We start from the raw sequence: 22,221 nt of genomic DNA, 5'->3' as shown, positions 1-22,221 counted from the left end.
TGCGGGGAAAACTCCGTCCCACCACCACCGCCAGTTGTTGCACCCGGTTTAGCCCCGCGCCTGCGGGGAAAACGCCGACGTATGCGCCGCTGAAACAGTAACAATACGGTTTAGCCCCGCGCCTGCGGGGAAAACTCAACCTTCTTTGCAAAGTCGATGTCAACACGCGGTTTAGCCCCGCGCCTGCGGGGAAAACAACGACATTAATCTGAGACTAACGGCGAACGGCGGTTTAGCCCCGCGCCTGCGGGGAAAACTCTAAAATTATATACTTGTTTTCATTAAAGAAAAGTCGTATTGAAAAAGTTACCGAAAATATTAGGTACAAGATCAGGTCAGATCTTGCATTGATTCATTCGCTATTTAGCCATGTTTTTAAAGAGCATCTGTTTAATGTAGCAACACAGTAGACAAGAAAAAAGAGTGACAGCCAGAGCCATAAATAAATAGAACAAGATCAGGCCTAACAGTATCGCGGCTAAAAATGCCGCCAGTGGCGAGGTGAGCAGGAGCATCCATTCGGCTTCAATAACCGCAAAACATACTGTTGTAAAAAGCCAAACAGATAGAGAAAATTGCCATCAAGCCAGAATTCACCCTTGTTGTGCAAAGTTTGCAACCATATACAAACCCTGCATTCTTCCACCCTTTCTACGCCCCATTATTCCTGCTGGTGCCAAATACATATCCCAGTAGTGCGGTGAGGGTTGGGAAGAGTACGTTGAGAATAATCAGCTGGAGGGTGTCGAACCAGAAGGCGCGGAAGGTGGCGCGCTGAGTGGCGAGCAGCTCTAGTTTGGCCTGCATTTGTTCGGCGGTTAAAGTGTTGTTTGGATTGGCGGTGATGGCGTTAAAAAAGCGAATTTCTCCCCAGACAAAAATGCTGAGAATGATAAGTAAAAAACCAATTAAGACCGCGATGATCCCCCAGGTGAGGTTTACACCGGCTTTTTCTTTGCCTGTGAGTGGTTCTGGGTCGGATACCGGGGCTTCCATAGGCGATGAGTCCCGGGCTGTGCTTAAGTCCAGGTTTTGCCATGGTGTCTGAGTGTTGGTTTGGTCGCTGTCCTGTGCGTTACCCGTCATCCTGTTTACCTAATGTTGTGCGCTCGGCTTTGATTTGCTGATGTTATTGAGTTCTGGCATCACTAATCTGTGTACATCTTTGCCTTGCTTATCCGCAGATAAAATTGCTCTGTCATGGACCACCTCATCTGAGGCCCAGTCTAGTAAAGTCAGTGCAACTTTTGTCAGATCGCTGGATTTTTTTAACCCTAAACGCTGCTGTAGCTGTGCAAGATAATCTGCATCGACGGAAAAGCGTACTTCCGTTTTTTTACTGTCTGCCATAATTACTCCAAAAAATTTCCGGATTTATTCCAATATTAGTGGAATAAGTAAGGGGGTGCAATTAAAACAAGGCCAAAGCGTCTCATTGTGAGGATCAAAAAAGGCCAGTCAAATGACCGGCCGTCTGCTTAATGCTTTGATACGCGATTAGAAGCTGTATCTAAAGTTGACGTCCAGTGTGTTGTATTCGTCAACATTGCGATATTCTGCATTTAACGAGAACATCTCAGTAAAGTGATAGCCTGCACCAACAAAGAACAGTGGATTGCTATCATCACCGTCGTCACCGTCGGTTTTCTCGTAGCCAAGTCCTGCTTTTAATTCAATATCTTCCAGCACTCGTGTCTGATATTGAGCACGCAAGCGATAGATATTTTCATCGCTAGAGCCTGAAGAATTATACTGGGATACGCTTGCCAAGTATGTTTCTGTGATTTCAAACTCACCTTTCAAATCCACTCGGCCAATATGAAAACTCACATCAAACAAAGAGGTCTCATCCAATTCGTGAATGTAACCCAGGCCAAATGTAAACTGGCGAATATCTAACTCAACGTTTGAATGAACAGAGCGATATTCGCCATATTGATAACCTTCTTCAAATGAATCACTTACACTATAGTAACGTCCCTCAAAGTAGTAGTTTTCAAAGCGTTTGCTTGCTGCCAGGTTTACACCGGTAAGCGCATCATTATATCTCGAACCACTATCGTCGGCACTAAAGCGCTTATAACCCACTTCCACTTTATCAAAATTGATGCTGTGTGCCATGGCCGGAGCGCCTACTAGCGCAGAGAGCATACTTGCCAGAAAAGGTAACTGCTTCATATTTTTCCTTTTTTAATATGTACCTTAGAAATTAGTCGCACCATCATATGATCATCACAATCTATTAGTGCGCAAAAGCGGCGGCATTATAGACAGGTTATCTGGCAATGTATACAGGTTAGGGAAATTGTTGGGGGACAGTCGAAATGGGTTACTGTAAGGCCAGTCAAATGACTGGCCTTCGCTTATAATCAATACGCGATTAGAAACTGTATCTAAAGTTGACGTCCAGCGTGTCGTAGTCATCAACATTGCGATATTCTGTATGTACCGAGAACATATCGTTAAAGTGGTAGCCTGCACCAACAAAGAACAGCGGGTTACCATCGCTGCCTCCATCGTCGGCTTTTTCGTAGCCAAGCCCTGCTCTTAATTCAATATCGTCCAGCACGCGTGTCTGATACTGAGCACGCAAGCGATACATGGTGAAATCGTCAGAATTAGAGCTGTTAGACTGGAATGCCTGTGTTCTGTATGTTTCCGTGGCGTCCAACTTATTTTTCAGATCCATTCGGCCAATGTGAAAACTCACATCAAACAATGAGACCTCATCCAATTCATGAATATAACCCGCACCAAGCGTAAACTGGCTAATATCTAGCTCATAATTAGCTTTAATAAAGTGCTCTACACCAATTTGCTCATTGGTACTCTCTGAATCACTTACACTGTAATAACGTCCCTCAACATAGTAGTTATCAAAGCGCTTGCTTGCCGCCAGGTTCACACCGGTATGCGTATCGAGAAAATTAGTATCAATACTAATACGCTTGTAACCCACTTCAACTTTATCAAAGTTGATGGTATGTGCCGCTGCAGGTGCACCTGCCAGAAGTGTGACTAATCCAGCCACAAGAGATAACTGCTTCATAGTTTTCCTTATTATTCTATCTCAAAAATACTGACTATCGAGTCTGTCTTGACCCGAAGTTAGGCGCGAATTATAAATATTTGAATTAAAATGTACAGAGTAACTGCAGTATATTGATTTAAAATGGGCAGGTTGGGAATTATATAACCCAATTTAGAAGGATTCAGGGCTTACTCTCGCGTAAGCCCTAACTTATCTTACTCACACTGTGCTGCCGGGTAGGTATCTACCTCATTGGTTATATGTGAATAATAGTTATTGTTACTGATAGCCGTGGTACCGTAATGTCCGGCATCCGGGCCTATTGTGAAGCTATTTTGTGCGCCCAGTCCGGCACGAATAAAGGCTTCGGCATCGGTTTTTGCGTTTCCGTACGCACGCACTATGTTCAGGCCCTGTGATTGCAGCTGTTGGATCTGCTCTATCTTGTACTCAGCCGTTCTGAACAAACTGGTTTCATTGCTAAGAGAAGTGCGCAAGAAGCCCCGCGGCAAGCCCATCCAGTTTAACCAGTCGCGGGTGCCTTTGGCATACCAGTAAACACGCGCAGTCAGGTAAACGGGCTGATATCCCAGGTCCAGGTACCGACGCACCAGGCTGTATGCGCCCTCTTTTTGATCGGCACGATCAATGCCTGTGTAGTCGCCAATTTGCTCTGCGTCTGATTCTGTCAAGGTACCGTCAATATCAAAGAGCACAGCGGGTGTGTTAGGCTGAACCACAGTCACAAACCCTTCGGCACCGGTTCCATCCGCAGGGACCGCAGCATAGATACGATACTGGCCCGCATTCATTGCCGATAAAGTGACACTGGCTTTGCCATCACTATTGGTCACGGCATCACCCAGATAGTGCCAGTCACTGTCTTGCTGTCCGCGCAGATAAAAACGCACAGTTTCAAATTCCAGATCTTTGTGTGCAATCGCGCCGTAATCAAACTTGGCTGTCACTGTGACACTATTGCCCTCTGCTACCACCTCATCGTGGACCATATGAAAGCTTGGCAGCCAGGTAATGAACCGATTGAGACCATTGCGATACCCGGCACTGGGTACTTCAGGTTTAGCATAATTTTGCTCAATCCAGCTTGGATCTGGACATTGTGGCAGCGCCTGCGCACCAACAGACCATGCAATGGCTGCTGCTGCAACCGTTTTAGCTGTGATATGAGCCAACCTTGATAACTTCATACATACTCCCGTCGTTAAATTCGAGGCAAGAATATATACTCTAGATTGCATTTTTATTAACGCAAACTTTTCACATTAACAAACATTTTAACAATAAGATGTGATCAGGATCATAAACCAGGTGGAGCGGTTTTGGGGTTTGATGGCTTCGCAACATTATCTGCAACGCTTACTCCGGATGTGTGACTTCGAGCTGCCTGCCCTTTTACCCGAGCCGGAGTCGAGTGAATATTTCGTTTAGCTGCCACCCAGGCATACTTCTCGTACGACTCAAAAACATAGTTACCACTGGGAAGCTGGATCTGGCCATAAATCACCTCATCGGTCAGGGTCAGGTGCACCTGGTAGTGGTTGTCCGGTTGCTTACTAATCTGCCCGATCAAGCGTTTTTCTCGTTCGGTTCGTGTTATCTCGACGATTTCTGCGCACACTTTTTCCTGTGTCTGAGGGATCAGAAACTCGAAGCTATCGCCCATATCTAACTGACGAATACTTTTGACATCTAATTCAAGATAGGCTTCGTTGTGCAACTCATACGGGACCGTAGTGCCAGATTTAAAGAAGGCTCTGGCGTTTTGAGACTCCTTGTTGATGGTGTAATAGGTACTCTGTAACTCATGCTGCGGTAATCTGACAGGGCTGCTCTGTTGGTCATAAGTCATCAATTCAGGTTCATGCGTCATCGCCTGCTGCAGCTCAGATACATTAAAAGAGGCGCTCACCTGATCGCCCGACGCCTCTTGCGCATCGAAGTACGCGCTTACATTGCCATAAAACAGCAATAAAGCGAGTGACGACCACGTAAAGACGCCCATCAATATGTAAGTGAACACTTTTAACATATCAATAAATTAACAAATGAAGTACTTATGGGAACATTAATTGCTCCGCCGGTTTTTATCAAGTGAGATTAATTGCGATACTGCTTGTATGCAGGCGCTCAAGATATAAATAATCTAATATCAATATGTTAAAAGAGAAACACTATTTACCTTTGTTTACATTACCCAGAATGAAGGCAGCCTCTGTATGTTGATAAATGACTGAAATACGAACAATGTCTGCTCATCTGAGTATGACAATGCTATGCTTGAAGATTGAAGGTCTCAGGCTCGCACCTTTAATCCAAGCTTAAAGTACGGGCAATCACGGGCAATAATGTAGAAGAATAATAGGTCGGGTTAATGCAGGTTCATGATCTTACATTGATGTTGTCGCTATGGATTGCATCGCTTGCTGGTGCAACCGTGCTGTTTGTGATTTCTAAAATGACTCAGACCATATCCGGTACCCGGCTCTGGTCTCTGGCCATGTTGCTACTTTCATGCGCCTATTTATCACAGCTGAGTATGCAAAGCCTGGACGTACAATGGCGGGTTTTAACTTTCAATAGTTTCCTCATTTTAGGTCACTCTGCCTGGCTGATTGGCACCTGGCAATTTGTTCAGCGCACCCCGTCAAAACAAAAAATAGCCGCGCTTATCTTGCCCATTTTGCTTTTCTCCTGGCTGACAGCCACAGTTTACCCCGAACGAGAGCTGCGCATTACGATCATTGGAGTATGGCTGATAGCCGTGCGATGTCATTATGCCTGGGTGCTTTATAAGCATGCACGGCAAGACAGCAACGAGTTTCTGGCTGCGCAAATAACCGCAGGCGTGGTGTTGCTGGAAGTGTCATTTTCCGTGCTATATACGCTACAAGGTGCACTGGGTAATCTGCCGCAAATTGGCGAGGCCTTTAACTGGGTAGCCGGATACACTTGGGTTGCTGCGCTGTTGGGGATCCTGGCAGGCGCACCTATTTTACTGCTGCTCAGCGCCGGGCGCTTTGTTAAGCAGCTGGAGTTTGCAGCCAACCACGACCTGCTGACCGGACTGCTGAATCGGCGTGGGCTTGCCAGGCAATTAAGTGAACTGGTGCCGCTAAGTAAAAGAAAGTGCGACTCCCTCACCGTCATGATGATAGACCTGGATCACTTTAAACGCGTCAATGATCTGTATGGTCACCAAAGTGGCGACCGTGCCATTAGCTGTATTGCCGAGGTACTTAAAAAGCAGTTTCGCAGTGCCGATCTGTTAGCACGCTGGGGTGGTGAAGAGTTTTGTCTTGTGCTGTTTGATATGCAACCCGATATGGCGGTGGTGTGTGCGAACAAGCTGCAAAACGCGTTTGCACAACAAAGCCTGACACTCGGGCTGGGTGACACCCCACTGACCATCAGTGTGGGCATAGCCTGTAGCCGGGATATCAGTCAACAAGGCTTCGAAACCACGCAGAACCAGGCTGATGCTGCACTGTACGATGCCAAACATGCTGGACGAAACTGTGTAAAAGTCGCCAGCATGTCGCTCAGTTTATTGGAAGAAACTCCGTAACAGACTCATCAGGCTGTTAGCTGTTGTGCCAGGCTGTTACCCATAGGCGTGGTTGGTCGGCCAATTAATGTGCTTAATGTGCCACTTTGTTCGTTCAGCCAGCCCGCATTGGCCTGGATTTCTGCATCAGCCAGCAGTGCAGCAAATCCGGCCGGTACGCCCACCTGAGTCAGAAACTCCGCATACTGCTGTTCAGACACATAGTTGGTCATCAGGGTTTTACCACTGAGTTCTGCCACCTGCTCAGCCAGCGTCTGCAAAGAAAAGCTCTGATCGCCCGCCAGTTCATAGGTTTTACCCACATGACCCGGCTCGGTCAGTACCACAGCTGCCGCTTCTGCATAATCGGCACGGGCAGCACTGGCAATACGTCCTTCGTGCATGGCACCGGTAATGGTTCCGGCGGCAAGGCTGCCGGCAATCCCACCACTGTAGTTTTCGTTGTACCAGCCATTGCGCAACAACACATAGGGCAAGCCCGACTGGGTGATTAGCTGCTCGGTGGCTTTATGCTCTTCACTGAGCAACAAGGGCGACGTAGCGGCATGTAAAATACTGGTGTAAGCCAGCAAGGTGACACCCGTGTGTTGCGCAGCGGTGATAACGGCTGTGTGCTGTCGTACCCGCTCGCCAATCATATTACCCGATATAAGTAATAGCTTACTTACCCCTTCAAGCGCACTATTTAGGGTTTCAGGCTTGTCATAATCAGCATATCTGAGTTCAACGCCCAGCTGAGCCAGTTCGTCTGCCTGCTCTGGTGTGCGTACTAAGGCAACAATCTGTGAAGCCGCTACACGCTTTAATAATGCGTCTATTACCAGACGACCCAACTGACCATTGGCTCCTGTTACTGCAATCATATTTTATCTCCACTTAGTGTGATTACTGTCGATGGGCTTATTGTCTGGCATAATCATTGTTATCATAAGATGGTTATTTCAAAATGCAGTGTTCTATAAATGATTACAATAAATCATAACTCCCTGAAGTTGCTGGCGATCTTCGCCACAGTAATAGACAGTGGTAGTTTTGCGGCAGCCGCGAGACGTCTGCACTCCAGTCGCTCACGTATCAGTGAGCAGGTTTCTCAGTTAGAATCGCAATTAAATGTCCGCCTGCTACAACGCAGTACACGCCAGCTAAAGCTGACGCAGGAAGGAGAAAAAGTGCTGCAACATGCCCGGCAGCTCACTGGCATTTTGCAACATATTGAAGCCCAGCTGACAGATCCAGAGCCCAGTGGGCGGGTCACGCTTACCATGAATCATGACATTGCCCATAAATTCATTTTGCCCAAGCTTGATAAACTGGCACAGCGCTACCCACAAATCAGCCTGGATCTCATTGTCGATGACGACCCCCTCGATTTGATTGAACAGCAAATTGACCTGGCCATTCGAATTGGCTTTGTTCGGGACGAGTCTCTGGTTGCCCGCCTTTTACATCAGGAGCGTTTTGTCTTGTTCGCAAGCCCAACGCTATTAGCACAGCACGGCATACCCAACACTCTGAGCGAATTGGAGGCTATGCCCTGGCTGGAACTAAAGCAAACGGCAGAGCAAGGCACGCAACTACTGTATCGCAATGATGAACCTGTGATTATCCACCCGCAGCGGTATCACAGCTGTAACTCTCCCTATTTGTTACAGCAAATGGTCGCCAGCGGGCTTGGCGTGGCCACTTTGCTGCCGTCAACCGTGCAACAGGAAGTCGAGCAGGGCACACTGATACGTATTTTTGAACAACTGCAAAGTGAGCCGCTGGTTTTCTCTTTGGTTTACCCCTCCAGAAGACAGGTACCTCAGCGCACCCGCGCCGTGATTGACTTTTTACTCTCGGAATCTTTGTTTACGAGTTAAGTTCTTTTTTACAGAACGAATAGTGCGATTTTAAGAAATTTTAAAATATAAAAACGAATTTATACTGTTTCATATCGGCTGAGGGGAAAACAACTAAGGGCGTTTCCCGCAAGCCCTGGCTTTGATATTACAAACTTGAGGAAACGGTAATGACTAAACTAATTGAACTATTCGACCAAAACACATCTTTGTCTCATCTTGCGGCGTTGCTAGCGCGTGTTGGCCTGTCAGCCATTTTTATACTGGCTGCAATGAACAAAATTCAGTACTTTGAGGGCAATGCCCAATATATGGCATCAAGTGGGTTGCCAGGTGAGTTACTCCCTCTGGTCATTGCATTTGAACTCATTGGTGGTCTGATGATCCTCGGTGGCCTGCTGACTCGCCTGACGGCCATTGCTTTTGCAGGGTTTAGCCTGGTAAGCGCGCTGCTGTTCCACTTCGACCTGGCAGATCAGATGCAATTTATTATGTTCTTCAAAAACGTAGCTATGGCGGGTGGTTTCCTGGCGCTGGCAGCGCACGGTGCGGGAAAATTCAGTATCGACCATAAAGTACTGGCGTCTCAGCCGCTGGTAAAAGGTAAACTGGCTTAAGTCGCCAATTTACCATTATTAAACACGCGCAGTGGCTTTGGTCACTGCGCGTTTTCGGTATTATTCTGTCGCCATAACCCGTTTACCGTTGGCATCCACGACCAGCAAATAAGACTTGCCAAAGTCGCCATTGCACAGGTCTATCGCATTACCAGCAACCTGCAGGCCATCTGCGCAGCTGCTGACGGCGTAGTAGTCAGTTACCTTGCCTTTCTCGGTTGTTGTCACTTTGCTGCCATCGACCATGACGTCATAGCTACCGTTGGCAAACAAACGTACGTTAAAGACGTCCGCTTTATTGTCTGGCTTTTTACCTACCACAGACAAAGCTCTTTCTCCGTTTGCTTCCCAGGCAATCACCCACAGGTTGGCGCCGTCTTTTAGGGTGGTGTTCATGCGGTCCTGTTTCTCACCGCTGTTGCTGTCCTTGACACCCAGGTTGATCATATTGTTGATGGCTTTGTAACTATAGCTGTATGTCTGGCCAACTTCTTTAGCAGGGACATCTGCCGACACCACACTACTGCTATCAAACAGGCCACTGTATCCAGAGCTGATAGAACGCCTTTTAGCATGAAAATCCGCCATGTAGTCGAGTGAGTTAACAAAAGACATTTTCGCATCATGGCTCAATTGCTCTTTAAGCTCTTCACTACCCTCGCCACATCCTGTCAGGGCCACTGATAAACCCAGCACTAACGCAAACCCTAATCCTTTGTTGTCATTGTTCATATTCATCTCCATAAATCCATATAATAAAAAGTCATTCTGCCAGGCTTCACTGGGCCTGAAACAAATCATAAGTGTCATCCGGTACTCACCCAGAGCGGTACCCGACGGTGTCATCTATCTGTATCTAACCATGCAGTTCACGCGCAAATATTAACATATCCATTACCTTCTCCAAGGTTGACAAGTGTGCACAATTGTTTAATTTTGTAAGCTAAATGACAGCACTGTCACATACTTCAACCGACTTATGGAAAAACCACAAAAACCACATTTTAATCAGCAACTAAAAGCCAATCGAAAGATAAATTTAAAATATGACAAAGGCGTGACACAGGCATATTCTATACGCCTGGATCAGGATAGGGCTGGCAAGTTAACCGCAGCTTAAAACATAAAAAATTCACAATAATGTAAAAAATAAAAGCAACCCGAAAATGTGTTATCGAGTTGCTTTTATGGGCTCAGATCTCAAGGACTTCTTCGTCTTCATCAATGTCGCTGTCATCAAAGGCCGATAGTAAGGCAACTTCACTATGAATCAGCTCCGCCACCTGACCCAGGTACTGACATTCGAAGACATCCCCTACGCTCAACTCAATCTGCCAGTGTGTGTTTACCTCACTCAACAGGCGCATCATCAATAGGGAGTGTCCCCCAAGGTCAAAGAAGTTGGCTGACATACTGATATCACCCGCATCCACGCCCAACAAACGCGCCACAATCCCGACCAGCTGTTGCTCCAGTTCGTTTTGCGGTGCAACGTACTCAGCGGTCAGAGCTGTCAGCTCGACTTCAGGTAATGCCTTTTTGTCAATTTTGCCGTTCGCGGTAAGTGGCCAGGTGTCTACCAGCTGCCAGGCTGAGGGCACCATATAGGGGGGCAGACTTGCTGATATACGTGCTATTAATTGCGCGGTTAACGTGTCTCGATGCGCCTCAGAAACGGGCTCAACATAGGCCACAATTACGCCTTTTTCTTTGTTAACCGTCACCAGAGATTGCGCGACCCGCTCATCTGCATTCAGGGCGTTTTCGATCTCGCCCAGTTCCACCCGAAAGCCACGGATCTTGATTTGATCATCAACCCGTCCGACATACTCAATCAGCCCCTCAGCGTTAAAGCGCACCAAATCGCCAGTCAGATATAAGTGCGCAGGCTGGCCCGGCTCGGCCGCATACGGGTTATCGATAAACCGTGCTTTACTCAGCTCAGGCTGGTTGAGGTAGCCAAGCGCCAGGCCATCTCCGCCCACACATAACTCACCAACCACCGAATTAGACACTTTGCGTCCCTGCGGACTCAGGATCAAAATTTGATCGCCCTGAACGCCTCGCCCGATGGGCACACCGGCACTGATATCACGCTCTGTCGGTACCGGATAGCAGCAGGTAAAGGTGGTGTTTTCGGTCGGGCCGTAGCCGTTAATCACTGTCACATTCGGTAGTGCTGCCTGCACAGCCTTCACCGCCTGCGGGTTGAGCACATCTCCGCCAGCCAGCACATACTGTAGCGCCAGTGGCCCGGTACTGAGTTCAGCACAAGCCTTGCTCCATTCGGTGAACAACCCGGAGGTTAACCACATGGCGGTAATTCCCCGAGTTGCCAACACTTTGTTGATCCCAGCCAGTGAGAGGTAGGCTTCAGGGTAGAGCACGCAGCGCCCACCGTTGAGCAATGGCCCCCAAATTTCCAGAGTTGCCGCATCAAAAGCAATATTGGCGCTTTGTAAAAAGGCCGTCTCTGAATTGAGCGTCATAAAGTTAGGGTCACACACCAGGCGATTGACTGCCCGGTGCGGGGTCATAACCCCTTTGGGCGTACCGGTGGAGCCCGACGTATAAATAACATAGGCCAGTGACTGCGCCGTTAAACCTTCAGGATAATCCAGGTTTTCGGTACTCTGATCAGCCCAGAGTGCGTTATTCTCATCCAGTGTAACCTTAGCAGCCGGGCTAAACGCCAGCACATCGTGCTCTGCTTTGCCAGTCAACACAACTGACAGTTGGGTATCTTCAAGCATATACGCCAGACGTGATTCAGGATAACTCGGGTCCAGCGGTACGTACGCCCCACCCGCTTTTAAAATAGCCAGGGTTGCCACCAGTAAATCAAGGGAGCGACCCAGACACAGTCCAACTAAGGACCCTGCGCCTATCTGGTATTCGTCACGCAGATACCTGGCCAGCTGGTTGGCTTGCGCATTTAACTCACCATAGCTGAGGACCTGTTCATTGAACTGCACGGCAACTTGCTGTGGATTTGCCGCAGCTTGTTGCTCAAATAACGTATGAATACACGCAGTTCGCGGATAGTTTGCCGCGCTACTTTGCCATGCACTTTGCTGCGCTTGCTCGGATGCCGGTAACACGGCCAGCGTGGCAACAGGCTGTGTACTGTTGCTTTCTAAAGCCTCGACCAGTGCTTTCAGCGCGGTATCCATTGACGCTGCAATCCGGGTTGCCTCAATACTTTGATCAATCTGGAAATCCAGCGTAAAACTGGCCTGCTCGCCCAGATCATTGACAGACAAATCAAACGGATAGTTGGTTCTCTCTCGGGTACTCAATAGAGTGGCGCTTCCCTCAGGGGTCGGCTGGGACGGCTCGGTGTGGCGATAATTGAGAATGGCACTGAATAAAGGTGTGTTACCACTGATGGCGCTGTGACTTTGCGCTTCGGCCAGCGAGACTTGTTCATAAGGCAGTAACGACTGGAGCGCCTCGTTGACTTCATGGAGCGCCGTCTGTACCGATTGCTGACCCAGCTTAACTTTTAGCGGTAAGGTATTGATCAGCATTCCCATCATACGCTCAATGCCTGGCATAGCGTTCATCCGCCCCGACATCACAGTACCAAATACCACCTCATCGCGGCCCGTACTGGCGCTCAACACCTGTGCCCAGGCCAGGTGAAACAGCGCTGCCGGACTGCATTGCAGACGTCTGGACAAAGCGCGGATCTGTTGTGATAACGCCGGGCTTAGTTCAGTACTGCACTCCACCACCGCGTTTCCATTTCCGGTCACCTGAGCCAAATCAAATGGCAGAGTTGGTGTATCGATACCACCAAGCTGCGCAGAGAAAAACTCAGCGGTATTCAGCTTAGCGCTTTGTGCCATGGAGCGGGCAATAAACTCACGATAAGGCAAAGGAGCGGGCAAATCAGCCTTGTTCTGGGCACTGAGTTCTGCCAGCAGTATTTCCAGTGATACATGGTCAGTGATCAGGTGGTGAAACTTCAGTAGTGCGTAGACTTTACCCTGTTGATCCTGCGGCGAAACCATTAACTGGATCAGCGGCGCAGATTCAAGGTCAAAGCCATGAGGTGCATTTGCCACATACTCTTCAAATTGTGCTTTCACCTTTCCCGGCTCAAGTGACAGCAAAGTCACGGGCAGCTCGGCTTCACGCAATACCACCTGCACAGCCTGCTCGCGGCCGCGCCAGAAGATGGCGGTACGCAGCACATCATGACGCTGAATCACAAAGTTCAGCTCATCGATGAGCTGAGCCAGCGGTTGTTCGCCATCGAGCTCAAACGCCATAGTACTGACATACGGGTCGTGCTGCTGATTCATGGTGTGGACAAACAGCACCCCTTCTTGCAACGGCGCCAGCGGGTACATATCCTGCACATTCGCTGCACCACCAGGCACTTGGGTAATGATGGCATCAATACTGTTCTGTGTTAGCTCAATCAGGGGCAACATCTCAGGTGAGATGGCGTCTGCTCTTGCCGGAATACGGTTTTGCGGCACATTAAATTCAAACTCAACCTGTGGCTGTACGTCGAGATGCGCGGCCATCGCACTCAGACTGCTGGCCTTAAACAGGGCCTGTGCCTGGCATTGATAGCCTAGCTGTTTCACCCGGGTCAGCAGCTGCATCACCAACAAAGAATGGCCACCCAGTGCGAAGAAATTCGCATCACGACTGATTTGCTCAACGGGCAGGTTAAGGACATCAGCCCAGATTGCCGCAAGCGTGCACTCAGTGTCGCTCTGTGGCGGCACATAGTCGCCGTTTAAATCAGCCTGCTCCGGTGTAGGCAATGCCTTGCGGTCAATTTTGCCATTTGGTGTTTGTGGCCAATCATCAATCAGCACAAAACTGTTTGGTACCATGTACTCGGCCAGTGACTGACTCAGCTCGGTGACAATCGATTCAATCAATGCCTGCTTTGCCGTATCCGGTTGCTCGGTACACGGTTTAACGTAAGCCACCAGACGCTGGTTGCCCTGCGGATCTGACAAGGCCATTACCAGTGCCGAATCTATTTCACTGTGCTCACCAATGTGATATTCAATCTCACCCAGCTCAATGCGCAGGCCGCGAATTTTCACCTGATGGTCCATCCGACCCATATATTCTATGCTGCCGTCATCTCGAAAACGTACCAAGTCGCCGGTTTTATAAAGTCGTCCGCTTGGTAACTCATCTTTAAACGGGTTATCAATAAAGCGTTCCGCCGTCAGCTCAGGACGGTTATGATAACCTCGCGCCAGGCCTTCGCCGCCAATATGCAACTCACCGCAGGCTCCTTGTGGCAGCAAGTTGAGGGCTTCATCCAGGATCACCAGCTGAATGTTCTGAATGGGTTTACCAATCGGCACGCTGCTGCCGTGTGGCTGACTGCAATCCCAGTAGCTGACATCGATAGCCGCTTCCGTCGGACCATACAGATTATGCAGTTGTGCTTTTGGCAAACAGGCTCTGAATTGTTCAACATGACTTATTTGCAGCGCTTCACCACTACAGAACACCTGATTAATGGACGTACAACGAGCCAGGTCGCCATGCTCCAGCATCACCCCCAGCATAGAGGGGACAAAGTGTAATTTGGTGATCCCGGTCGCGACTATCAGCTCACTGAGGTATTCCGGCTCTTTATGACCACCCGGTTTTGCAATCACCAGCTCTGCGCCTTTGAGCATAGGCCAGACGAATTCCCACACGGAGACATCAAAACTGTAAGGGGTCTTCTGCAGAATTCGGTCGTCCGGCCCGCAGCCGTATTCGTTGTCCATCCAGTCGATGCGGTTATGCAGCGCCTGATGCTCGACCAGTACGCCTTTAGGTAGCCCGGTGGAGCCCGAAGTGTAAATGGTATAGGCCAGGTTGTGCGCACCCAGATCTATGTCGCTCACCGCAATATTAGTATCCGGATATGCGTTATAATCGAACTCATCCAGTCGGGTAATACTGGCTTCGCCAAGACTGACTCGCCCCGCAATCTCAGTGATGCTCAGCACTACCGTGGCATTAGCATCCTCCACCAGATAGCTCAGACGCGCTGGTGGCAGCTCGGGGTCCAGCGGCACATAAGCCCCGCCGGCTTTGAGAATACCCCAAATGCCGATGACCATTTCCAGCGAGCGCTCAACACATAAACCCACTAACGAGTCCGGTCCGACGTTGTGCTCTGCACGCAGATAATGGGCCAGCTGGTTGGCTCTGGCATTGAGTTCACCATAACTCAGAGTCTGCTCACCAAAGCGCAGGGCAACCTGCTCCGGCGTGGCCGCTGCCTGCTGCTCAAACAGCTCGTGGATACACAGCTCGCGGGGATAATTCAGCGCCGTGTCATTCCAGCTGTGCAGCTGCTGCTGACGCTCGGCTTCGTCCAACACACACAGACTCTGCACAACTGTGCTGCTCTGGCTGTCCAGTAAATCCAGCACCTGGGTCAGGGTCACTTGCAGGTACTCGGCTATGCGCGCCGCCGGGGCACGTTTATCGACCTGAAGCTCAAAGCCAAAGCCATCGCCGAAGTCATCCACTGAGAGGTTAAACGGATAGTTGGTGCGCTCTTCACTGGCAATCACTTTAAACCCGGCATCTTGTTCCAGCTGTGACTCCTCTGTTGCCGAGTGGCGATAGTTCAGCATCGCGCTGAACAGGGGCAGCTGACCACTCACGCCACTACAGCGCTGCGCCTCGGCCAGTGACACCTGCTCGTACGGCATCAGTGCACGCAGGTCGTCATTAATTTGTGCCAGCAGGCTCATCGCATCTTGTTCGCTCAGAGACACCCGCAGCGGCAGGGTGTTGATCATCATGCCCATCAGCTGACTGCTCAGGCCATCGTCGCTCATACGACCCGATAACACGGTGCCGAACACCACCTCAGACTGACCGCTGCACACGCCCAGCACTTTGGCCCACACCAGATGAAACAGCGCCGCCGGACTACTGTGATACTGGCGGGTCAGACGGCGAATACGCTGCGCCTGCGCGTCATCCAGGGTGACATGTACGGTCTCAATGCCCGAGCCGTCATTCAGTACATCGGTCAGGCCATAAGGCAGAGTGGGTTCGCTGACATCACCCAGCATCTGGGTAAAGAAGGCTTCGGTACCCAGACTCGCGGTGCGCGCCAGAGTGCGGCCAACAAATTCCCGATAGGGCACCGGCTCTGCCAGGCTCGCTTCATTGCCATTCAGCAGCGCCGTTAATTCATGGACCAGAATTTCCAGCGACACGTGATCTGAGATCAGGTGATGCTCACACAACAGCGCATAATACTTGCCCTGCGCGGCGTCTTCGCACACGCTCAGTTGTAAAAGCGGCGCGTTTTCCAGCTCAATCCACAGCGGCTGCTCAGCCACATGCGCACTGAACGCGGCCCAAACATCGTTTGCCTCGCTGAAGCCCAGCTCAGTCACTGGCAGCGCTACCTCACGCTGTACCACCTGAAGTGCGGTGGTGCGGTTGCGCCACAGGATGGCGGTGCGCAGTACATCGTGGCGGGCAATGAGGGTAGTCAGCGCCCATTTAAAGCGCTCGAGCGACTCGCGGCTGTCGAACTCAAAGGTGGTGCTGGTAACATACGGGTCCTGCCCTTCACTCATGGTGTGTACAAACAGCACGCCTTCTTGCAGCGGTGCCAGCGGGTAGATGTCCTGAATATTGGTCATGCCACCAGGAATGGTTGCCGCAATATCGTCGAGTTGCTGCGCATCCAGCTCAGCGAGCGTCACCATCTCCGGGGTGATGTGAGCACAGTCCGCCGGAATTAAATTGGCGGGCACACCACTTAGTTCCTCATTCCCAAGTGCCCGAACCTGGCGTGCCATGTCCTGTAGCGTGTGTGCCCTGAACAGGGCCTGCACGTCCGCCTGATACTGACGTGCGCGCAGCTGACTGACCAGCTGCATAATCAGTAAGGAGTGGCCCCCCAGCGCGAAGAAATTAGCATGGACACCCACCTTATCGACGTCCAGCGACAACAGCGACGCGACGATGTCGACCACCATTTTTTCGGCATTGGTGTGCGGTGCCTGATAAGGCTGCTCCACCGTTTTAGTCGGCAGGGCCAGCAACGCTCGCTTGTCCAGCTTGCCGTTGGCGGTCAGCGGCCACTGGTCCACAAAACTGTAGGCCGAGGGCACCATGTAATCCGGCAGGTTGCCGCTCAGGTGCTGTTGCAGTGCGTCAATTAAGTCGTTGTCCTGCTCACTCTGTGCCTTCACAAAAGCGCGCAGCATCTTGCCGCCTCTGTTCGTACCATCAAGAGCGCCTGATTCGGCCAGTACCACCGCCGACTCGACCTGCTCTTGGCTCATCAGCTGGGTTTCTATCTCACCCAGTTCGACCCGGAAACCACGGATCTTGACCTGATCGTCGCTGCGCCCGACAAACTCAATTTCGCCGTCTGCGCCCATGCGCACCAGGTCGCCGGTTTTGTATAAACGGGCGCTGAGTGCAGGATTAGCCGGGTCACAATACGGGTTATCAATGAAGCGCTCGGCGGTCAGTGCCGGTTGATGCAGATAGCCGCTGGCCAGACACTGACCACTGACATACAGCTCACCCACTACGCCCGGCGGGCATAAGGTCAGCTGCTCACTGAGCACCAAAGTCGCAGTATTGACGTTGGCGCGGCCGATGGGCACCGCGCGGGGCTCATCGTAGCCACCGCTGATGGCATAGCCCGATGCGGTGACCGTGGTCTCCGTCGGACCATAGGTATTAAGCAGCACAAAGCCTGGTTTAAGCGCGGCCACCGATTGTTTATCCAGCGCTTCACCGCCGACAATCACCAGTCGCAATGCCAGAGACTCAAGCTCTGCTTCGCTCAGCGCCAGCATATGCCAGAACGCCGTGGGTAAGCTGGCCACGCTGATGGCATGGCTGTCGCAGAAGGCGATAAAGGCCTCGCGGCTCAGCGACACATCCTCGTCGCGCAGCACCAAAGTGGCACCCTGAGTCAAAGTCGCCAGCCACTCTTCGACAAAAATATCGAAGTTCATAGTAGAGAATTGCAACACGTTGTCCGCTTCGGTGATTTCATAGCGCTGCTCGCAGTTAGCGGCAAAGTTGATGAGATTGTGATGACTTATCATCACGCCCTTGGGATTACCTGTTGAGCCCGAGGTGTACATCACATAGGCCAGATTATCTGGGGTCAGGGCCACATCTGGGTTGCTGATTGGGTAGCCTGCGAACTGGCTGGCATCATCCAGCAGCACTGGTGTGACGTTAAAATCGCTCAGCATGGCAGCCACTTTTTGCTGGGTCAGCACCACAGACAGGCCGGTGTCTTCAACCATATACGCCAGACGCTCCTGCGGGTAATCCGGGTCCAGCGGCACATAGGCTCCACCTGCTTTTAAGATAGCCAGCACGGCCACCATCATCTCCAGCGAGCGGCCGATACACAGGCCAACCAGGGTATCCGGGCCGACCTGATGCTCGGCGCGTAAATAATGGGCCAGCTGGTTGGCGCGTTCGTTCAATTGCTGATAATTCAGTGTGCCCTCATGGCTTTTGACGGCAATACGCGCGTTGCTTTGTGCGGCGCGTGTTTCTATCAGCTGATGTACCGGAGTAGACGGCAGGGGCACGCCCGGCCCACACAGTTGTGCAAGATGTGCCTGTTGCTCCTGCTTATCCATCAGGGTCAACTGAGCAAGTGCAGTGCTGGCAGCTCGGTCGCTGAACAGTTGCAGTGCGCGGATAAGGTGACGATTCAGGGTTTCAATATAATGGTCTTCAAACAGTGCCAGATCATAGGTCCAGCGCAGTGTGTAGCCTTCATCCTGTGGCGTAATATCGATATCTATGTCGTACTTCAGCGACACTATCTCGCGCTCATATTGCGCAAAGCGCAGTCCGTCCAGTCCAGCATCGGCCTGAGCGCTGACACCAAACTCGCTGTCCATGGACAACATGATCTGAAACAGCGGATCGTACGACAGGCTGCGCTCTACATTTAAGCGCTCTACCAGTTGCTCAAACGGTACATCCTGATTGGCCTGCGCATTGCGATGCACATCGCGTACATGGGCGAAATAGTCTCCCAGTGTGGCATGCCTGGTCTGAGTTCTGAGCACCAGGTTATTGACGAAAAAACCGATCAGCGGCTCCAGCTCACTTTGCATTCGGTTGGCAACCGGCGTACCAATCAGGATATCCTGCTGATTGCTGTGCTGCGCCAGCACCCAACTCAACGCACTGTGCACCAGCATAAAGGGCGACATTTGGTGGCGCTGCGCAACAGCACTCAGCTGCTGACTAAGTGTGCTGTCCAGACTGAAGCTCTGACACCCCGCAGCACTTTGCTTTTCTTCCGGACGAGGCTGTTTTAGGGGCAGACTGTGTACAGACGGGGCACCGGCCAGGGTTTCATGCCAGTATGCCAGCTGAGTTTCCAGTACATTTTCCTGTAACCAGGTTTGCTGCCACAGCGCATAGTCTGCGTACTGGATAGTCAGCTCAGGTAATGGATTGGCTGCATTCTGGGCAAAGGCGCGATATAAAGTCAGAAACTCCTGGCTGAGTAGTTCAATCGACCAGCCATCGGAGGCTATATGATGCATATTGAACAGCAACACCCCTTCTTGCTGAGCAGTATCGGGATGAGCCAGCAAAATATAACGGGCCCGCATCATCACATCCTGAGTCAAATCAAACGGGGTATTCAGTTCCTCATCAATCAGGGTGTCAAGCTGCGTCGAACGGGCACTTGCTTCCAATGTGGTCAAATCGCTGTGGGCGATAGCAAACGTCACCTCGTCACGAATATGCTGCCGGGCGCCGTTTTCACCATCAACCACCACTGTGCGCAGTATTTCATGACGGCGGATAATGGCCTGACAGGCACGCTCGGCCACCGCCAGATCCAGCTCTCCGGTAACCGTCATCAGGGCTGGCATATTATATTGTGCCGAGCCCTGTTGCAGCTGGTCGATAAACCATAAGCGGCGCTGTGAAAACGACAACGGTGCTAAGGTCTGATATTGTTCAGTACGCGGCGTAACGGCCTGGCGCTTAGGTTGTGCTTCGCTGTCACTCAAATAAGCCAGCAATTGTGTTTTATTCTCTCTGATCAGCTGCGCTATCTCTGCGGTGACTGCGCCCTTTTCAGCTTCGACTACGAGCGACCCGTCAGAGACACTCACCAAAATCAACTTGTCCTGAAGCAGACTAACTAACTGTTGCGGTTTCATTAAAACACAATCCTTTCTACATTATCTGATTGTTCTAACTTAGCTTTTAATGCTTTAGCGGCCAGCAGTTCGTCAATCTGCCCGGCTTGCTCAGCCACCGAGGTGTACTTAAATAACTGTTTGATGGTCAGCGCGCAGTCAAACTTGGCCTCTATCTCTTTCATCAGTTTGACGACCAGCAGAGACTGACCACCCAGTGAGAAGAAACTCGCCTGCGTGCTGATGTGCGCTTCATCCAAGCCAAGTACCTGCGACCAGATAGTCACCAGGGTCCGCTCGGTGTCGCTGTCAGGCGCAACGTATTCACCACCGAGCCCGGCGTGCTCCGGAGCTGGCAAGGCTTTACGATCAATTTTGCCGTTGGGCGTTTGTGGCCATTCTTCCAGCAGCACAAAGCTGGCCGGGATCATATACTCAGCAAGAGACTCACTCAGTTTTGCTTTGACAGAGTCAATAAGTGCTTGCTGTGTATCGTCTGTACCCAGCGAGTGCGGTTTAACATAGGCGACCAGGTGCTGATTACCCTGTTGGTCATCCAAAGCCATCACCAGAGCAGAGTCCACTTCGCAGTGCTCGCCGATGTGATACTCAATCTCACCAAGCTCAATGCGCAACCCGCGGATCTTCACCTGATGGTCAATACGCCCCATGTATTCAATGATGCCATCAGCACGGTAACGAACCAGATCGCCGGTTTTATACAGGCGCTGACTGCTGCCTGCCTGGCTGTCATCGTAAAACGGGTTGGCGATAAAGCGTTCTTCAGTCAGATCAGCGCGATTGTGATACCCGCGTGCCAGACCATCACCGCCTATGTGTAACTCGCCGCAGGCGCCTTGTGGCAACAGGTTCAACGCCTCATCAAGGATGTATAGCTGGATATTCTGGATTGGCTGACCAATGGGTACACTACTGCCATGTGGTTGTGCGCAATCCCAATAGCTGACGTCAATGGCCGCTTCAGTTGGACCATAGAGGTTATGAAGCTGCGCCGCTGGCAGCACGCTTTGGAACTGCTCAACATGGCTGATCTGCAAGGCTTCACCACTACAGAAGACCTGCTGGATTGACGTACAGCGGCCCAGGTCACCATGCTCCAGCATGACGCCCAGCATAGACGGCACAAAGTGCAATTTGGTGATGCCCGTCTCTACAATCAGGTCGCTCAGGTAGCCCGGGTCTTTGTGGCCGCCCGGCTTGGCAATCACCAGCTCAGCACCTTTGAGCATCGGCCAGACAAACTCCCATACCGACACATCAAAGCTGTACGGCGTTTTCTGCAATATTTTGTCGTCAGGTCCGCAGCCGTATTCCTTATCCATCCAGTCGATGCGGTTATGCAGCGCCTGATGCTCAAGCAGCACACCTTTTGGCATACCCGTAGAGCCTGAGGTGTAAATGGTATAGGCCAGATTTCGGGCGCTCAGACCAATGTCATTCGATGCAATATTGGCATCGCTGTAGGCGTGATAATTAAAGCCATCAAGCTCAATAACGCAGGCCTCGCCCAGCATGACACGTGCGGCGACCTCTTGCGTACTGAGCACTACACGGGCATTGGCATCGGCAACCAGGTAGTTCAGCCTGGCGCTGGGTAACTCTGGATCCAGCGGCACATAAGCTCCGCCGGCTTTCAAAATGCCCCAGATCCCAATGACCATTTCAAATGAGCGTTCAACACACAGCCCCACCAGAGTGTCTGGTCCAACGCCGTGTTCACAGCGCAGATAATCTGCAAGCTGGTTCGCTCTGGTATTGAGTTCACGATAACTCATGGACTGAGCGCCAAAACGCAGGGCTGTCTGATTGGGCAACCTTGCAACCTGTTGTTCAAACAATTCGTGGACACACAGCGTGTGATCATATTCCCGCGCCGTATCATTCCATTGCTGAAGCTGCTCATAACGTTCCTGCTCAGATAGCAGCGGGAGCGTATCCAGCGGATTGGCTAGCTGTGCCTGAG

13 protein-coding genes (1 of these 13 only partly in view) are annotated in these 22,221 nt (G+C 50.9%); 3 read left to right on the top strand and 10 right to left on the bottom strand.

Features of this window, described 5'->3' with window-relative positions:
- Positions 1–651: 651 nt before the first annotated feature.
- From CWB99_RS05465 to CWB99_RS05440, 6 genes are all read right to left on the bottom strand, one after another.
- Complete coding sequence (locus CWB99_RS05465) at positions 652–1,086, bottom strand: hypothetical protein (RefSeq protein WP_138550953.1); 435 nt, start codon at positions 1,084–1,086, stop codon at positions 652–654.
- Positions 1,087–1,095: 9 nt separating this feature from the next.
- Entirely contained in the window at positions 1,096–1,350 is a 255-nt protein-coding gene (locus CWB99_RS05460; RefSeq protein ID WP_054013689.1) for a hypothetical protein, read from the bottom strand.
- Between the two features lie 147 nt (positions 1,351–1,497).
- Positions 1,498–2,178 (bottom strand): hypothetical protein, encoded by a 681-nt coding sequence (locus tag CWB99_RS05455; protein ID WP_138550952.1) that lies wholly within the window; start codon positions 2,176–2,178, stop codon positions 1,498–1,500.
- Positions 2,179–2,380: 202 nt separating this feature from the next.
- Complete coding sequence (locus tag CWB99_RS05450) at positions 2,381–3,049, bottom strand: hypothetical protein (RefSeq protein WP_138550951.1); 669 nt, start codon at positions 3,047–3,049, stop codon at positions 2,381–2,383.
- Between the two features lie 197 nt (positions 3,050–3,246).
- Positions 3,247–4,239, bottom strand: a complete 993-nt coding sequence (locus tag CWB99_RS05445) for an LNS2 domain-containing protein (RefSeq protein ID WP_138550950.1) — start codon at positions 4,237–4,239, stop codon at positions 3,247–3,249.
- Between the two features lie 110 nt (positions 4,240–4,349).
- Positions 4,350–5,081, bottom strand: a complete 732-nt coding sequence (locus CWB99_RS05440; RefSeq protein WP_138550949.1) for a hypothetical protein — start codon at positions 5,079–5,081, stop codon at positions 4,350–4,352.
- 342 nt (positions 5,082–5,423) lie between these two features.
- On the opposite strand from CWB99_RS05440, the gene CWB99_RS05435 reads away from it, so the two are divergent.
- Positions 5,424–6,617 carry a GGDEF domain-containing protein gene (locus CWB99_RS05435; protein ID WP_138550948.1) on the top strand — a complete coding sequence of 398 codons (1,194 nt, stop codon included), beginning with the start codon at positions 5,424–5,426 and terminating at the stop codon, positions 6,615–6,617.
- Between the two features lie 8 nt (positions 6,618–6,625).
- Here the strand turns inward: CWB99_RS05435 and CWB99_RS05430 are convergent, their stop codons facing one another.
- A complete protein-coding gene (locus CWB99_RS05430; protein ID WP_138550947.1) occupies positions 6,626–7,480 on the bottom strand; it encodes an SDR family oxidoreductase in 855 nt (284 codons plus the stop codon).
- 99 nt (positions 7,481–7,579) lie between these two features.
- On the opposite strand from CWB99_RS05430, the gene CWB99_RS05425 reads away from it, so the two are divergent.
- Positions 7,580–8,479 carry a LysR family transcriptional regulator gene (locus tag CWB99_RS05425; RefSeq protein ID WP_138550946.1) on the top strand — a complete coding sequence of 300 codons (900 nt, stop codon included), beginning with the start codon at positions 7,580–7,582 and terminating at the stop codon, positions 8,477–8,479.
- A 149-nt stretch (positions 8,480–8,628) separates the two neighbouring features.
- Positions 8,629–9,075 carry a DoxX family protein gene (locus CWB99_RS05420; RefSeq protein ID WP_138550945.1) on the top strand — a complete coding sequence of 149 codons (447 nt, stop codon included), beginning with the start codon at positions 8,629–8,631 and terminating at the stop codon, positions 9,073–9,075.
- 60 nt (positions 9,076–9,135) lie between these two features.
- On the opposite strand, the gene CWB99_RS05415 is transcribed toward CWB99_RS05420, so the two are convergent.
- The 3 genes from CWB99_RS05415 to CWB99_RS05405 all read right to left on the bottom strand — a co-directional run.
- Positions 9,136–9,807 (bottom strand): hypothetical protein, encoded by a 672-nt coding sequence (locus tag CWB99_RS05415; protein WP_138551005.1) that lies wholly within the window; start codon positions 9,805–9,807, stop codon positions 9,136–9,138.
- 461 nt (positions 9,808–10,268) lie between these two features.
- Positions 10,269–20,258, bottom strand: a complete 9,990-nt coding sequence (locus CWB99_RS05410) for a non-ribosomal peptide synthetase (RefSeq protein ID WP_138550944.1) — start codon at positions 20,256–20,258, stop codon at positions 10,269–10,271.
- On the bottom strand, positions 20,258–22,221 hold the end of the coding sequence (locus tag CWB99_RS05405; RefSeq protein WP_138550943.1) for a non-ribosomal peptide synthetase. 8,044 nt of this gene lie beyond the right edge of the window; the window shows 1,964 of its 10,008 coding nt (coding positions 8,045–10,008); its start codon lies beyond the right edge, outside the window; it ends in the stop codon at positions 20,258–20,260. Before CWB99_RS05405 ends, CWB99_RS05410 begins: the two co-directional genes overlap by 1 nt.

Origin of the sequence: Pseudoalteromonas rubra (assembly GCF_005887095.1) — a bacterium.
In the GTDB taxonomy this organism is placed as follows: domain Bacteria; phylum Pseudomonadota; class Gammaproteobacteria; order Enterobacterales; family Alteromonadaceae; genus Pseudoalteromonas; species Pseudoalteromonas rubra_E.
The sequence above is the reverse complement of the archived record's forward strand: the minus strand, read 5'-3'. Positions and strand labels throughout refer to the sequence as shown.

Bases quoted from the DNA above. Each gene is read 5' to 3' on its own strand.
- CWB99_RS05410 (WP_138550944.1), bottom strand. From the start codon at position 20,258: ATGAAACCGCAACAGTTAGTTAGTCTGCTTCAGGACAAGTTGATTTTG.
- CWB99_RS05450 (WP_138550951.1), bottom strand. From the start codon at position 3,049: ATGAAGCAGTTATCTCTTGTGGCTGGATTAGTCACACTTCTGGCAGGT.
- CWB99_RS05415 (WP_138551005.1), bottom strand. From the start codon at position 9,807: ATGAACAATGACAACAAAGGATTAGGGTTTGCGTTAGTGCTGGGTTTA.
- CWB99_RS05420 (WP_138550945.1), top strand. From the start codon at position 8,629: ATGACTAAACTAATTGAACTATTCGACCAAAACACATCTTTGTCTCAT.
- CWB99_RS05430 (WP_138550947.1), bottom strand. From the start codon at position 7,480: ATGATTGCAGTAACAGGAGCCAATGGTCAGTTGGGTCGTCTGGTAATA.
- CWB99_RS05465 (WP_138550953.1), bottom strand. From the start codon at position 1,086: ATGACGGGTAACGCACAGGACAGCGACCAAACCAACACTCAGACACCA.
- CWB99_RS05440 (WP_138550949.1), bottom strand. From the start codon at position 5,081: ATGTTAAAAGTGTTCACTTACATATTGATGGGCGTCTTTACGTGGTCG.
- CWB99_RS05435 (WP_138550948.1), top strand. From the start codon at position 5,424: ATGCAGGTTCATGATCTTACATTGATGTTGTCGCTATGGATTGCATCG.
- CWB99_RS05425 (WP_138550946.1), top strand. From the start codon at position 7,580: ATGATTACAATAAATCATAACTCCCTGAAGTTGCTGGCGATCTTCGCC.
- CWB99_RS05460 (WP_054013689.1), bottom strand. From the start codon at position 1,350: ATGGCAGACAGTAAAAAAACGGAAGTACGCTTTTCCGTCGATGCAGAT.
- CWB99_RS05455 (WP_138550952.1), bottom strand. From the start codon at position 2,178: ATGAAGCAGTTACCTTTTCTGGCAAGTATGCTCTCTGCGCTAGTAGGC.
- CWB99_RS05445 (WP_138550950.1), bottom strand. From the start codon at position 4,239: ATGAAGTTATCAAGGTTGGCTCATATCACAGCTAAAACGGTTGCAGCA.